General features: G+C 70.4%; 11 protein-coding genes. 1 reads left to right on the plus strand and 10 read right to left on the minus strand.

The genetic code is table 11. From position 1 onward, the window contains the following. The first annotated feature begins 31 nt into the window (after positions 1-31). Positions 32-592 carry a DUF3043 domain-containing protein gene (locus tag ACRVYW_RS09235; protein WP_431803895.1) on the plus strand — a complete coding sequence of 187 codons (561 nt, stop codon included), beginning with the start codon at positions 32-34 and terminating at the stop codon, positions 590-592. Between the two features lie 217 nt (positions 593-809). On the opposite strand, the gene ACRVYW_RS09240 is transcribed toward ACRVYW_RS09235, so the two are convergent. The 10 genes from ACRVYW_RS09240 to ACRVYW_RS09285 all read right to left on the minus strand — a co-directional run bounded on the left by ACRVYW_RS09240 (position 810) and on the right by ACRVYW_RS09285 (position 13,539). Then, entirely contained in the window at positions 810-1,847 is a 1,038-nt protein-coding gene (locus ACRVYW_RS09240) for a quinone-dependent dihydroorotate dehydrogenase (protein ID WP_431803897.1), read from the minus strand. Continuing rightward, a complete protein-coding gene (gene nrdR / locus ACRVYW_RS09245) occupies positions 1,847-2,311 on the minus strand; it encodes a transcriptional regulator NrdR (RefSeq protein WP_431803899.1) in 465 nt (154 codons plus the stop codon). Before nrdR ends, ACRVYW_RS09240 begins: the two co-directional genes overlap by 1 nt. A 4-nt stretch (positions 2,312-2,315) precedes the next feature. Continuing rightward, a complete protein-coding gene (gene hisD / locus ACRVYW_RS09250; protein ID WP_431803901.1) occupies positions 2,316-3,674 on the minus strand; it encodes a histidinol dehydrogenase in 1,359 nt (452 codons plus the stop codon). Positions 3,675-3,704: 30 nt separating this feature from the next. Beyond that, positions 3,705-5,054 carry a hypothetical protein gene (locus ACRVYW_RS09255; RefSeq protein WP_431803903.1) on the minus strand — a complete coding sequence of 450 codons (1,350 nt, stop codon included), beginning with the start codon at positions 5,052-5,054 and terminating at the stop codon, positions 3,705-3,707. Positions 5,055-5,121: 67 nt separating this feature from the next. After that, positions 5,122-8,592, minus strand: coding sequence for a DNA polymerase III subunit alpha (dnaE, locus tag ACRVYW_RS09260; RefSeq protein WP_431804291.1), 3,471 nt, complete (start codon positions 8,590-8,592; stop codon positions 5,122-5,124). A 106-nt stretch (positions 8,593-8,698) separates the two neighbouring features. Then, complete coding sequence (locus ACRVYW_RS09265; RefSeq protein WP_431803905.1) at positions 8,699-9,595, minus strand: polysaccharide deacetylase family protein; 897 nt, start codon at positions 9,593-9,595, stop codon at positions 8,699-8,701. Between the two features lie 2 nt (positions 9,596-9,597). Continuing rightward, a complete protein-coding gene (locus ACRVYW_RS09270) occupies positions 9,598-11,298 on the minus strand; it encodes a long-chain-fatty-acid--CoA ligase (protein ID WP_431803906.1) in 1,701 nt (566 codons plus the stop codon). 72 nt (positions 11,299-11,370) lie between these two features. After that, on the minus strand, positions 11,371-12,288 hold the full coding sequence (locus ACRVYW_RS09275; protein WP_431803908.1) for an RluA family pseudouridine synthase: 918 nt from the start codon (positions 12,286-12,288) through the stop codon (positions 11,371-11,373). A 1-nt stretch (position 12,289) separates the two neighbouring features. Next, positions 12,290-12,910 (minus strand): signal peptidase II, encoded by a 621-nt coding sequence (gene lspA / locus ACRVYW_RS09280; RefSeq protein WP_431803910.1) that lies wholly within the window; start codon positions 12,908-12,910, stop codon positions 12,290-12,292. A gap of 8 nt (positions 12,911-12,918) precedes the next feature. Then, a complete protein-coding gene (locus ACRVYW_RS09285; protein WP_431803912.1) occupies positions 12,919-13,539 on the minus strand; it encodes a DivIVA domain-containing protein in 621 nt (206 codons plus the stop codon). Positions 13,540-13,634: the final 95 nt, after the last annotated feature.

Genomic DNA, 13,634 nt, shown 5'->3' on the forward strand with positions numbered 1-13,634 from the left:
GCCGATCCGTCATCCAGCATCGAGGACCATCGTGGCCAAGACCCCTCCCGCCCCCGAAACCGCCCCCGACGCGCCCTCCGGGCCGGGCAAGCACCGCCCGACGCCGTCGCGCGCCGAGCAGGAGGCGGCGCGCAAGCGACCCCTCGTTGCGGACACGAAGGAAGCACGCCAGCGCGCGAAGGCCGACCTCGCCTCGCAGCGCGAGAAGGCCCGCATCGGCATGGCGAACGGCGAAGAGAAATACCTGCCGGTGCGCGACAAGGGCCCCCAGCGCAAGTTCGCGCGTGACTTCGTGGATGCCGGATGGCACGCGGGCGAGCTGCTCATGCCGCTCATGCTGCTCGTCATCCTCGTGACGCTCGTGCAGAACGCGGCGATCCAGTTCTACGCCTTCGTCGGCCTGTGGATCTACATCCTCTTCGTCATCGGCGACATGATCATCACGAGCCACCGCGTGAAGAAGGCGGCGAAGGAGAAGTGGGGCGACCGCACCGAGAAGGGCCTCGGATGGTACGCGGCGATGCGTTCGGTGCAGATGCGCTTCATGCGTCTGCCCAAGCCGCAGGTCAAGCGCGGGCAGCACCCCGCCTGAGCCGCGCCCGACCCCCGCGAGCCGCGCCTGACCCCCGGCGAGCCGCGCCCGACCCCCGCGAGCCGCGCCTGACCCCCGGCGAGCCGCGCCCGATCTTCGGAGATCGCGCGTTCTCCGGACGTTTTCTGCGTCACATCTCCGAAAAACCGTGGATCTCCGCAGATGCGCGGCGGCTCCGGGGATCCGCGACTGCCCGCCGGCGCGGAGCGCGCGCCGATCAGCGCGCCGCGCGACGCAGCCGCACGAGGCCGCGGTTGATCTGACGCGCCCACAGCGGGCCGAGATAGATGAACCCGGTATAGCCCTGGACGAGGGTGGCCCCGGCATCCAGCCGCTCCTGCACGTCGGCGGCGGTCTCCACTCCCCCGGCGGAGATCACGCAGAACTCCTCCGGAACGACCGCACGGACCACGCGCAGGACGTCGAGCGCCCGAGCGGCGAGCGGTGCGCCGGACAATCCCCCGGCGCCCGTCGCCTCCACGCGCGCGGGATCGGTGCGGAGCCCCTCGCGCGAGATCGTCGTGTTCGTCGCGATGAGCCCCGCAAGCCCCATGTCGACAGCGAGGCGGGCGATCGCCTCGATCTCGTCGTCGGGGAGGTCGGGCGCGATCTTCACCAGCAGAGGCGTCCGCACCGCGGCATCCCGCACCGCTTCGAGCAGCGGCCGGAGCGTCTCGACGGCCTGGAGGCCGCGGAGCCCGGGCGTGTTCGGCGACGACACGTTCACGACGAGGTAGTCGGCGGCGGGGGCGACCTGGCGCGTGCTCGTGACGTAGTCCGCGGTGGCGTCGTCGACGTCGACGACCCGGCTCTTGCCGATGTTCGCACCCAGAACCGCGCGACGCGGACGGCGGCGCGACCGCACGAGTCGGCGCGCGGCGGCGGCGGCGCCGGCGTTGTTGAAGCCCATCCGGTTGATGAGCGCGCGGTCTTCGATCAGGCGGAAGAGCCGCGGCTTCGGGTTGCCGTCCTGCGGGATCGCGGTGACCGTGCCGACCTCGACGTGTCCGAACCCGAGGGAGTGGAGGCCCTCGCTCATCACGGCGTTCTTGTCGAAGCCCGCCGCGACACCGAACGGCGAATCGAACTCGAGACCGAGCGCCGTGGTCCGCAGTGACGTGTCGGGCTTCGTGAACGCACGCATGATCGGGGCGAGCGGCCAGATCCCGAAAGCCCGGATGACCGGGACGACGAGATGGTGTGCCCGCTCAGGATCCATCCGCGCGAAGAAGGTGCGGAAGATGAAGGGATACATCACTCGGCTCCGCGGACGGCGTGGTCGGCGCGCAGCTGAGAGATGGATGCCTCGAAGTCCTCGAGCGAATCGAAGGCTTGGTACACGCTCGCGAACCGGAGGTAGGCGACCTCGTCGAGCTCGCGGAGCGGCCCGAGGATCGCGAGGCCGATCTCGTTCGTGTCGATCTGCGAGGCTCCGGTCTGCCGCACCGCCTCCTCGACCGCCTGCGCCAGGACGGCGAGGTCGGCTTCGGTGACGGGTCGGCCCTGGCAGGCCTTGCGGACGCCCGACATGACCTTCTCGCGGCTGAACGGCTCGATCACGCCGGAGCGCTTGATGACGTTGAGGCTCGCCGTCTCGATCGTCGAGAATCGACCGCCGCATTCGGGGCACTGCCGCCGGCGGCGGATGCTCAGCCCGTCGTCGCTCGTACGCGAGTCGATGACGCGGGAATCGGGGTGACGGCAGAACGGGCAGTGCATGTGCTCAGGCCTCGAGTGGATCGGCGGAGGGTGAATCAGCGGAGGGTGTCACAGCGGAGGACGCGTCGGCGAAGCGCGCGGCGACCGCTTCGCCGTGGGCGGGGAGGAACTCGGCATCCGCGAGAGCGACGATGTCATCCATCGCGTCGCGGAGCGCGGCGCGGTCGTACGTGATCACCTGCTGGGGGCGGAGGAACGTCGAGGCGGACAGGCCCGACGCGTAACGCGCCTGGCCGCCCGTGGGGAGGACGTGGTTGCTCCCGGCGAGATAGTCGCCGAGGCTCACGGGAGCGTACGGCCCGACGAAGACGGCGCCGGCGTTGACGAACTCCTCAGGCCGCGGGTCGGCAAGGTGCAGCTCGAGGTGCTCGGGGGCGTAGGCGTTGCTGACGTCCGTCGCGACGGAGCGATCGTCGACGAGGACGATCGCCGACTGCGGGCCGCTGAGCGCGGTGCGGGCGCGAACGCCGTTGCGGGTCGCGTCGACACGGGCATCGACCGCAGCGCGCACCTCGTCGGCGAGCCTCTCCGACCAGGTGACGAGCACGGCGGATGCCTGTTCGTCGTGCTCGGCCTGGCTGATGAGGTCGACGGCGATGAGCGCCGGGTCGGCGTCGTCGTCGGCGACGATGAGGATCTCGGTCGCCCCCGCCTCCGCGTCGGTGCCGACGACGCCGGCGACGGCGCGCTTGGCGGCGGCGACGAAGTTGTTTCCGGGGCCGGTGACGACGTCGACCGGCTCGAGGCCGACGCTCTCGACCCCATACGCGTACGCACCGATGGCTCCGGCACCGCCCATCGCGTAGACCTCGGTGACGCCGAGGAGCCCCGCCGCGGCGAGGATGTCGGGGTGCACGCGGCCGTCGAACTCGGCCTGCGCGGGCGAGGCGATCGCGACCTCGCCGACACCCGCGACCTGCGCGGGCACGACGTTCATCACGACGCTCGACGGGTAGACGGCCTTGCCGCCGGGTACGTACACGCCGGCCCGGCGCACCGGCTGCCAGCGCTGCTCGACGGTCGCGCCGGGGCCGATCTCGGTCACCAGCCGCGGGGGTACCTGAGCGGCCGACACGAGCCGCACGCGCCGGATCGCCTCGTCGAGCGCGGCACGCACCGCGGCGTCGAGCCTCGCGATCGCCTCGTCGAGGTGTTCGGCCGGCACCCGCACGGCGTGCCCGGTGACGCGGTCGAAACGCTCGGCCTGCTCGCGCAGGGCCTCTTCACCGCGGTCGCGGACGTCGGCGACGAGATCGGCGGCTGCCGTGACGGCCTCGGCGCGCTCGGCGCCCGCCCGGGGGACGGTCGCGAGCAGTGTCGCCGTGGACAGGTCACGACCGCGCAGATCGATGGTGCGGAGCATGCGTCCAGGCTATCGGAGCACGTTGCGGCCTCAGCCGCGCATGACGCCGGAGACGTCGGTCAGGAACCCGATGCGGCCGTCCTCGTGGCGAACGACGAAGACATCCCCGCGGTCTTCGATGACGAGCGCCCACGCCGTCGGACCGATCGTGAAGATCGTCGATCCGGACGCGTCGATGACGGGTCGCTCCTCCGGGGCGAGCGCCCAGAACGCCTGCGACGCGGGCGGCGTCGCAGAGGCGACGGTCGCCTCGACTTCGGGAGTGATCTCGGCCTCGCGAGCGACCTCGGCCTCCGTCTCGGGCGCGTACGTCTCGACGCTCACCGAGGGGTCCGCGGCGACGACGGGATCCACGAAGACGACCTGCTCGGAGTCGGCCGGCGCGGGGGCGAACGCCGACTCCTGCGTCGGGAACGGGGCGAATGCCTCGGTGGGCTGACCCGTCGGCGTCTGGCCTTCAGGCGCATACTCCTGCGGTGCGTACGGCTGCGTCGCGGGGCCTTGCGGCGGGTAACCCGGTCCGGCATACCCCTGCGGGGCGTACCCCTCGGGAGCGTAGCCCTGCGGCGCCTGCCCGTGGGGAGCGTATCCCTGCGGCGCGGCCTGATTCGGCGCCGGGCGCGGTGCCCGCGGCTTGGCGACGACGGGCCGGGCGGGGCTCGCGACGCGGTGCGCGGGGACGGGAGTGCGGTGCCGGAAGTCTTCGCCGATCACGGGGAACAGCGGCGCGAAGACGGTGAGCAGCACGCCGGCGAGCATCGCGATGAACTCGACCCAGACCACCCAGGAGGCCACGAACACCCTCATCTCGATGAGCGAGACGAACGAGGTCCACAGGATGCCCAGCCAGATGAGCGCCGCGACCGAGAAGGCGACCGAGGCGAACTGGTCGACACCGAGCGAACCGACACGGCGGATGCCCTGCGGGGAGAGCCTCCGGAGCGCGAGAAGGAAGACGGCGATGGTCGGCACACCGATCGTCAGGACCCAGTCGATGCCGGTCCCCCACACCGACCCGCCGATGGAGGTGTAGACGGGGAAGAACGAGACGACGAACGCGACGAGCCAGACGCCGCCGAGGGCGACCTCGCGGACGGAGAACGGGCCGATGCCGTACTGCGGCGGGGCGGCCTCGTCGACGGCATCCGGTCCGTCCGTGATCGCCTCGAACGCCTCGGCGAACGTGCCGTACCGGACATCGGGGTCGGGCGCGGCGTCGACCATGACCGCCGGACCGACCTGCCCGATCGGGTCGGCGACGGGCGGAACACCGGCGTCTTCGGTGCGCACGTGCGTCTCCTCGACCGAGACGATCGTGTCGTCCACCGGTGCCTCCGCCCCGGTGTCGGAGGGCTGGGGAGCGTTCTTCTCGTCGGTCACGATGGATCCTTCCACGACGGGGGTGTCGCCTCCGAGCTTACCCACACGGCGCCCGGTCACCGCCTGGTCACCCCAAGCACTGCGGCCCGAGCAGACCTTTGAGTTCGCCGTAGAGGTCGACGGAGATGTCGACGCGCGCCGGCACCTCGAACACCTTCGCCGTGCCCCCCTTGTGGAGTTTCAGAGTGACCTCGGTGCTGCCCGGATGCCTGTCGAACACCCGCGCCAGCTCGCCGACGGTCGACTCGGTCGCGCGATGCTCGGGCATGAGCAGCACGAGCGGCCCGGAGGCGAGCGCGGCCCCGAGATCGGGCGCGAAGGCGGACTGTCCGTGCAGGTTCAGCCCGTCGTCACGCCGCGACACACGACCGCGGACGACGAGGATCGAGTCGGCGACCAGCATCGACTGGAATTCGGTGTAGGTCTTGCCCATGAACATGACGGTCACCTCGCCGTCGAAGTCCTCGACGGTGATCATGCCGTAGGGGTTCCCGCTCTGCTTCGCGACGCGATGCTGCACGCTGGTGACGAGACCGGCGACCGTGACGACGTCGCCGTCGGAGACGTTCTCGTCGGCGAGAAGGTCGTGGATCGAGGTCGACGCGTGCTTGGCGAGCGGGATCTCGAGGCCGGCGAGCGGGTGGTCCGAGACGTACAGGCCGAGCATCTCGCGCTCGAAGGCGAGCTTGTCCTTCTTCGTCCACTCCGGCCGCGGCGGGACCTTCGCCGGAACGGCCTCCTCGACGGCGTCGTAGAGGCTGTCGAAGTCGAATCCGATCGCCCCCTGCGCCTCGTTGCGCTTGCGGCTCGTCGCGGCTTCGACGGCATCCTCGTGGATCTCCAGCAGCGCCCGCCGCGTGTCGCCCATACCGTCGAACGCGCCCGCCTTGATGAGCGACTCGACGGTGCGCTTGTTCGCGACGTGAATCGGCACGGTGTCGAGGAAGTGGTGGAAAGAGGTGTACGGACCCTCGGAACGCGCCTGCACGATGCCGTCGACGACGTTCGCGCCGACGTTGCGGACGGCGCCCAGACCGAAGCGGATGTCCTCGCCGACGGCCGCGAAGTAGCGGATCGACTCGCTGACGTCGGGCGGCAGCACGCGGATGCCCATCCGGCGGCACTCGTTGAGGTAGACCGCCATCTTGTCCTTCGAGTCGCCGACACTCGTGAGGAGGGCGGCCATGTACTCGGCCGGGTAGTGCGCCTTGAGATACGCCGTCCAGTACGAGACGAGCCCGTAGGCGGCCGAGTGCGCCTTGTTGAACGCGTAGTCCGAGAAGGGCAGCAGGATGTCCCAGAGCGCCTGGATGGCACCCGGGCCGAACCCGCGCTCGGCCATGCCGCCCGAGAACCCCTCGTACTGCTTGTCGAGCTCGGACTTCTTCTTCTTGCCCATTGCGCGGCGCAGGATGTCGGCCTGACCGAGCGAGAACCCGGCGACCTTCTGCGCGATCGCCATGACCTGCTCCTGGTAGATGATCAGGCCGTAGGTCGTGTCGAGGATGTCGCGCAGCGGCTCTTCGAGCTCGGGGTGGATCGGGGTGATCGGCTGGAGCCCGTTCTTGCGCAGCGCGTAGTTGGTGTGCGAATTCGCACCCATCGGGCCGGGGCGGTACAGCGCGATGACGGCGGAGATGTCCTCGAAGTTGTCGGGCTTCATGAGACGCAGGAGCGACCGCATCGGGCCGCCGTCGAGCTGGAAGACCCCGAGCGTGTCGCCCCGGGTCAGCAGGTCGTAGGCGCCGCGGTCGTCGAGCGCGAGGTGCTCGAGGTCGAGCTCCTCGCCCCTGTTCATGCGGATGTTCTCGAGCGCGTCGGAGATGATCGTGAGGTTCCGCAGCCCCAGGAAGTCCATCTTGATGAGGCCGAGCGCCTCGCACGACGGGTAGTCGAACTGCGTGACGATCTGGCCGTCCTGCTCGCGGCGCATGATCGGGATGATGTCGAGCAGCGGCTCGCTCGACATGATGACGCCCGCCGCGTGCACGCCCCACTGGCGCTTCAGGCCCTCGAGGCCGAGCGCGCGGTCGAAGACGGTCTTCGCGTCGGGATCGCTCTCGACGACCGCGCGGAACTCGCTCGCCTCCTTGTAGCGCTTGTGCTCGGGGTCGAACATGCCCCCGAGCTCCATGTCCTTGCCCATGACGGCGGGCGGCATGGCCTTGGTGAGCCGCTCCCCCATGCTGAACGGGAACCCGAGCACGCGCCCGGCATCCTTCAGCGCCTGCTTGGACTTGATCGTGCCGTAGGTCACGATCTGCGCAACCCGCTCGGACCCGTACTTCTCCGTGACGTAGTCGATGACCTCGCCGCGACGTCGGTCGTCGAAGTCGACGTCGAAGTCGGGCATCGAGACACGGTCGGGGTTCAGGAACCGCTCGAAGATGAGTCCGTGCTCGAGCGGGTCGAGGTCGGTGATCTTCATCGCGTAGGCGACCATGGAGCCGGCGCCGGAGCCGCGACCGGGGCCGACGCGGATGCCGTTGTCCTTCGCCCAGTTGATGAAGTCGGCGACGACGAGGAAGTAGCCGGGGAAGCCCATCTGCAAGATGATGCCGGTCTCGTACTCCGCCTGCGCGCGCACCTTGTCGGGGATGCCGCCCGGGTAGCGGTAGTGGAGGCCCTTCTCGACCTCCTTGATGAGCCAGCTGTCCTCGGTCTCGCCGTCGGGCACGGGGAAGCGGGGCATGTAGTTCGCGGCGGTGTCGAACTCGACCGCGCAACGCTCGGCGATCAGGAGCGTGTTGTCGCACGCGTCGGGGTGTTCGCGGAAGAGCTGGCGCATCTCGGCGGCGGTCTTGATGTAGTACCCGTCGCCGTCGAACTTGAAGCGGTTCGGGTCGTCAAGGGTGGACCCGGACTGCACGCACAGCAGCGCCTCGTGCGCGTCGGCCTCATGCTGATGGGTGTAGTGCGAGTCGTTCGTGGCGACGAGCGGGATGCCGAGGTCCTTCGCGATCCGGATGAGGTCGGTCATCACGCGGCGCTCGATCGAGAGCCCGTGGTCCATGATCTCGGCGAAGTAGTTGTCCTTGCCGAAGATGTCCTGGAACTCGGCCGCGGCGGCGCGCGCGGCGTCGTACTGGCCGAGGCGCAAGCGGGTCTGGACCTCGCCGGAGGGGCATCCGGTCGTGGCGATCAGCCCCTTGCCGTAGGTCTGCAGGAGCTCGCGGTCCATGCGGGGCTTGAAGTAGTACCCCTCCATGCTGGAGAGCGAGCTCAACCGGAAGAGGTTGTGCATGCCTGGTGTCGTCTCGCTCCACATCGTCATGTGGGTGTAGGCGCCCGAGCCGGACACGTCGTCGCTCTTCTGCTCGGGCGAGCCCCATGCGACACGGGACTTGTCGCTCCGGTGCGTGCCGGGGGTGACGTAGGCCTCGAGCCCGATGATCGGCTTGACCCCGGCGGCCTTCGCCGCGTTGTAGAACTCGAACGCCGCGAACGTGTTGCCGTGGTCGGTGACCGCGATCGCCGGCATCCCGTACTCGGCGGCCGCCTGCGTCATCGCGCCGATCTTGGCGGCACCGTCGAGCATCGAGTACTCGCTGTGCACATGCAGGTGAACGAAGGAGTCGGATGCCACCCCACGAGTCTACGAGAGGCTTCCGACACGGCGGCGTGGCGGGCCGGGTGACGCGCGGTCAGGCGTCGACGTGCACGAACCCGATGCCGCGGGCGCGGAGGTCGGCGATCGCGCCCGCGATGCCGTCCGCGGTTCCGCTCCCCGGCTGGTTGAGATGCGCGATGACGATCGAGCCGGGGGCGGCCGATCCGACCTCGCGGCGCACGGTCGCCGCGGAGAAAGTCGCACCGCCGTCCCCGTTGACCGCGAAGCCGATGGGCTCAGCGCCGAGCGCGAGCGCGATCTGGACGCCGACGTCGTCGTAGAACGCCGTGCCGGGGCGGAAGAAGCGGGGTGGCGCGCCGACGAGCCCGGTCAGGACCGTCTGATTGCCCCACACCTCGTCGACGGCTTCGGCGGCGGACGCCGTGCCGGGAATGCCGTACGCGTCACGGCCCGTGACCGACAGCGGCACGTGCCGCGTCCCGTGATTCCCGATGACGAAGAGCGGGTCGGCGGCGAGCTCGGCGGCGAGCTGCGAGTTGGCCTCGACCCAGCGGGCGTTGAGGAAGAGGGTCGCCGGCGCCTGCTCCGCACGGAGGATGTCGAGCAGGCGCTGGTCGACGCCCGACCCGCCGCGCCCGCCGCACCCGTCGAACGTGAGGGCGACCGCCGGTGCGGCCGGCTGTGTCCGGAGCGTCCCGCGCACCCCCGGGAGATCGAGTCCCCACGCCGTGGGGACGCTGTCGGCGAAGCGCGCGGCGATGGCGCCGGGATCGATCGTGGGCGTGGGCGTCGGTGTCGGTGTCGGTGAAGGCGTCGGTGTCGGGGAAGGCGTCGGTGACGGCGGCGGCGTGCGCGTCGGCCGCGGCGCCGACGACGGTGCGGCGCGTGCCGCCTCGGTGGCGCACGCGGTGACCATGCCGAGGGACGCGAGGGCGAGCGCGCCGAGGGCGGCGCGGCGGGAGAGACCCACCGTCAGGCGTCGCGACGGCGCAGGAGGTCCTCGCGGACTTCGCGCCGCTGCACCTTGCCGATGAGCGATCGGGGAAGCTCGTCGACTGCGACGATCGTCTTCGGCACCTTGTACGCGGTGAGACGCCCGCGTGCCCACTCGCGGATCGCGTCGGCGTCGAGCTCGGAGCCGTCGCGGAGGACGACCTCCGCCGCGACAACCTCTCCCCCGTCGGGTCGCGGAAGGCCGACGACGGCCGCGTCGACGATATCGGGATGCAGGAGCAGAACGTCCTCGACCTCACTCGGGCTGATGTTGAACCCGCCGGTGATGATGAGTTCCTTCAGCCGGTCGACGACGGTGACGAAGCCCTCGGCATCCGCGGTGACGATGTCACCCGTGCGCAGCCAGCCGCCGTCGATGAGGGTCCGTGCCGTCTCGTCGGGCTGGTTCCAGTAGCCCTGGAAGACCTGGGGACCGCGGACCAGAAGCTCGCCGGGCTCGCCGATCGGCACGTCGACGCTCGGGTCGTCGGGGTCGACGACGCGGATCTCGGTGCTCGGGAAGGGTACACCGACCGTCCCGGTGCGCCGGCGCGGGCCCATGGGGTTACCGACGCTGATCGGTGACGACTCGGTCATGCCGTACCCCTCGACGAGGATGCCGCCGGTCGCCTCCTCCCAGCGGATGACGGTGGATGCCGGCAGCGCCATCGCCCCGGAGATCGCGTTGCGGAGGCTCGAGAGATCGACGCCGGCGCGCTTCGTGGCGCGGGCGAGGGCGTCGTAGATCGGCGGGACGGCGGGGAGGAAGGTCGGCGGCGTGCGCTTGATCGCAGTGATCGTCAGGGAGACGTCGAAGGTCGGAAAGAGCACGATGCGCGCTCCGATCGACAGTGCCGTCGTCGTGCAGAGGGTGAGGCCGTAGGCGTGGAAGAGCGGGAGCACGCCGTAGAAGACCTCGCGGCCGAGGGCGAGGTCGGGCACCCACGCGACCGACTGGGCCGCGTTCGACCGCAGGTTCCGGTGGCTCAGGATCGCCGCCTTCGGCCGGCCCGTCGTCCCACTCGTGAACTGCAGGACGGCGGTCTCGTCGAGCGTGGGCCGGGGCGCCGCCTTCGCGACGCGGCGGCCGCCGACGAAGCGCTTCCACTCGACGATCCCCTTCGCGCGGGGTCGCTGCGTGAGCGCGGCACGCTTCTCCCGCGCGGCCTTCACCGGAAGGCGCAGAAGCGCCCGCATGCGCCACGGCATCGCGTCGGGAAGCGTCACCGACACGATGTGGGCGGGTCGGATGTCGGAGGGGAACTCCGCGACGGTGTCGGCGACGGCATCCCACACGATCGCAACCTTGGCGTGGTGGACCTCGAACAGGTGCCGCAGCTCCGGCGGGGTGTACCGGGGGTTGTGCTCGACGACGACCGCGCCGAGACGCTGCGCGGCGTAGAAGGCGACGACGTGCTGGGGAGCATTGGGCATGATGAGGGCGACCCGGTCGCCGGGCCGCACCCCCATGCGACGCAGGCCGCCCGCCGCGCGGGCCACCTGCTCGCCGAGCTCGCGATAGCTCGTCTCGGCGCCGAAGAACTCGAGGGCGGGCCGGCGCGGATAGCGCGCGACCGCGTCGTCGAGCATGTCGACGAGGGTCTGGGTGACCGGCTCGATCTCGTGCGGGACACCGTCGGCATAGGCGGCGAGCCAGGGGCGGGTCTCGAGGGAGTTCACTCCCCCAGCGTAGAGCCCGCGCCATGCCCCGGAGCGTATGCCGTCCTCCGGCGAACAGCGCCTCCGGCCCGCTCAGCCCGAGAGAACCTCGAGCGCGTGCGCGAGGTCGGCCGGGTACTCCGATGAGAACGTCACCCAATCGGTCGTGACGGGGTGCGCGAACGACAGTTCCTTCGCGTGCAGCCACTGTCGCGTGAGGCCGAGACGCGCCGACAGCGTCGGGTCGGAGCCGTAGAGCGGGTCGCCGACGCACGGATGCCGGTGCGCCGCCATGTGCACGCGGATCTGATGCGTCCGCCCGGTCTCGAGGTGGATCTCGAGGAGGGATGCCGCGGGGAACGCCTCGAGGGTCTCGTAGTGCGTGACCGAGTCCTTGCCGTCGGGGGTGACGGCGAACTTCCACGAGTGCGAGGGATGCCGCCCGATCGGCGCGTCGATGGTGCCGGCGAGAGGATCGGGGTGGCCTTGGACGACGGCGTGGTAGATCTTGTCGACCTCGCGCTCCTTGAACGCGCGCTTGAGGGACGTGTAGGCGCGCTCGGACTTCGCGACGACCATGAGTCCGCTCGTCCCGACGTCGAGGCGATGGACGACGCCCTGCCGCTCGGCGGCTCCCGTCGTCGCGATCCGGTAGCCGCCGGCTGCGAGGGCGCCGAGCACCGTCGGCCCTTCCCACCCGACCGAGGGGTGCGCCGCGACGCCGGCGGGCTTGTCGACCACCACGATGTCGTCGTCGTCGTAGACGATCCCGAGGTCGGGGACGGCGAGAGGGACGATCTCGGGTGCCCGCCGGTCGTCCCACGAGACCTCGAGCCACCCGCCGCCGCGCAGCTTGTCGCTCTTGCCGAGGGTCCGGCCGTCGAGGCTCACGCCGCCCGCCTCGGCGACCTCTGCGGCGAAGGTCCGTGAGAAGCCGAGCATCTTGGCGAGCGCCGCGTCGACGCGGACGCCGTCGAGACCGTCGGGGACGGGAAGACTGCGCGACTCCACGTCAGCGCTCCGAGCCGGAGGGGGACGCCTCGTCGGTCGCCGCCACGTCGGCATCCGCCGTTCCGTCGCTCGGCTCGTCGTCGTCTGCCGTTACGGCATCCTTCTCGCGGGGCACGCGTGTGCCGTCGAGCCGGATGCCGACGAGCACGAGGAGAGCGACGCAGATCATCATCGTCACGATGAACATGTCGGCGACGTTGTAGATGGCGGGCATCATCCACGGCGTGTAGATGAAGTCGATGACGTGGCCGATGCCGAAACCGGGTTCCCGGGTCAGCCGGTCGGTGAGGTTGCCGAGGATGCCGCCCAGGAGGAGGCCGAGCACGACCGCCCACGTGCGGGCGCGGACGCCGCGGACGGCAATGACGACGATCGCGAGGGCGGCGATGCCCAGCACGATCGTGAAGATCCACGTCACCTCCTCGCCGAGCGAGAACGCGGCTCCGGGGTTGCGGGTGAGGTAGAACTGCAGGAAACGTCCCCAGACCTCGACGGTCTGCTGGTACGGCAGATTCTGCAGCGCGAGATACTTGGTGAACTGGTCGACGGCCAGCACCAGCACCGCGAGAATCGCGATGAAGGTGCCGGCCGTCGAAGAACGCAGTTGCTTTCGGCCCTGCACCGGCCCGCTCAGGAGGCCGAGACGGGCGAGCCCGAGGTGGAGCCGGCGACGTCGAGGTCGCGCAGCTTCTCCTCGATGAAGCCACGCAGCTGCGAGCGGTAGTCACGCTCGAACTGACGCAGCTCGCTGATGCGACCCTCGAGCGTCGCGCGCTCGGCGTCGAGGCGGGCGATCTCGTCGCGGCTCTTGGCTTCGGCGTCGGCGAGGATCGAGGCCGCCTGCGCCTGCGCGTCGGAGATAAGCTTGTCGCGCTGGGCCTGACCCTCGGCGACGTGCTCGTCGTGCAGGCGCTGGGCGAGCTCGATGATGCCGGCCGACTGCGCGGCGCCGTTCGCGGCGGGAGCGGGTGCGGGAACCGGAACCGGAACCTCTTCGACGACCGCGGCCTCGACGACGGGCGTCTCGACAGCGGCGACGGGCTCGGGGACGGCCACGGCCTCGGGCGCGGACTGCGCCTCGGCCTCGAGCTGCGCGACGCGCGCCTTCAGCTCTTCGTTCTCGGCGATCGTCTTGCGCCACTCCACGACGATCTCGTCGAGGAAGTCGTCGACCTCATCGGGGTCGAAGCCCTCCTTGAAACGGACGTGCTGGAACTGCTTGGTGACGACGTCTTCGGGGGTCAGAGCCATGGTGTTTCCTCTTTCGGGGCTGACGACACGGGGCGGTCAGGGCGACTCGCCGAAGGCGGGTCGGTCTGACACAGCATAGTCCGCACACCTGAGGC

This window comes from Microbacterium sp. bgisy203 (genome assembly GCF_965345155.1).
In the GTDB taxonomy this organism is placed as follows: Bacteria; Actinomycetota; Actinomycetes; order Actinomycetales; family Microbacteriaceae; genus Microbacterium.

What these genes read in the sequence shown, in the direction of transcription:
- nrdR (WP_431803899.1), bottom strand. Translation starts at nt 2,311, where the DNA reads ATGCACTGCCCGTTCTGCCGTCACCCCGATTCCCGCGTCATCGACTCG.
- ACRVYW_RS09285 (WP_431803912.1), bottom strand. Translation starts at nt 13,539, where the DNA reads ATGGCTCTGACCCCCGAAGACGTCGTCACCAAGCAGTTCCAGCACGTC.
- ACRVYW_RS09240 (WP_431803897.1), bottom strand. Translation starts at nt 1,847, where the DNA reads ATGTATCCCTTCATCTTCCGCACCTTCTTCGCGCGGATGGATCCTGAG.
- hisD (WP_431803901.1), bottom strand. Translation starts at nt 3,674, where the DNA reads ATGCTCCGCACCATCGATCTGCGCGGTCGTGACCTGTCCACGGCGACA.
- dnaE (WP_431804291.1), bottom strand. Translation starts at nt 8,592, where the DNA reads ATGCTCGACGGTGCCGCCAAGATCGGCGCGATGACGCAGGCGGCCGCC.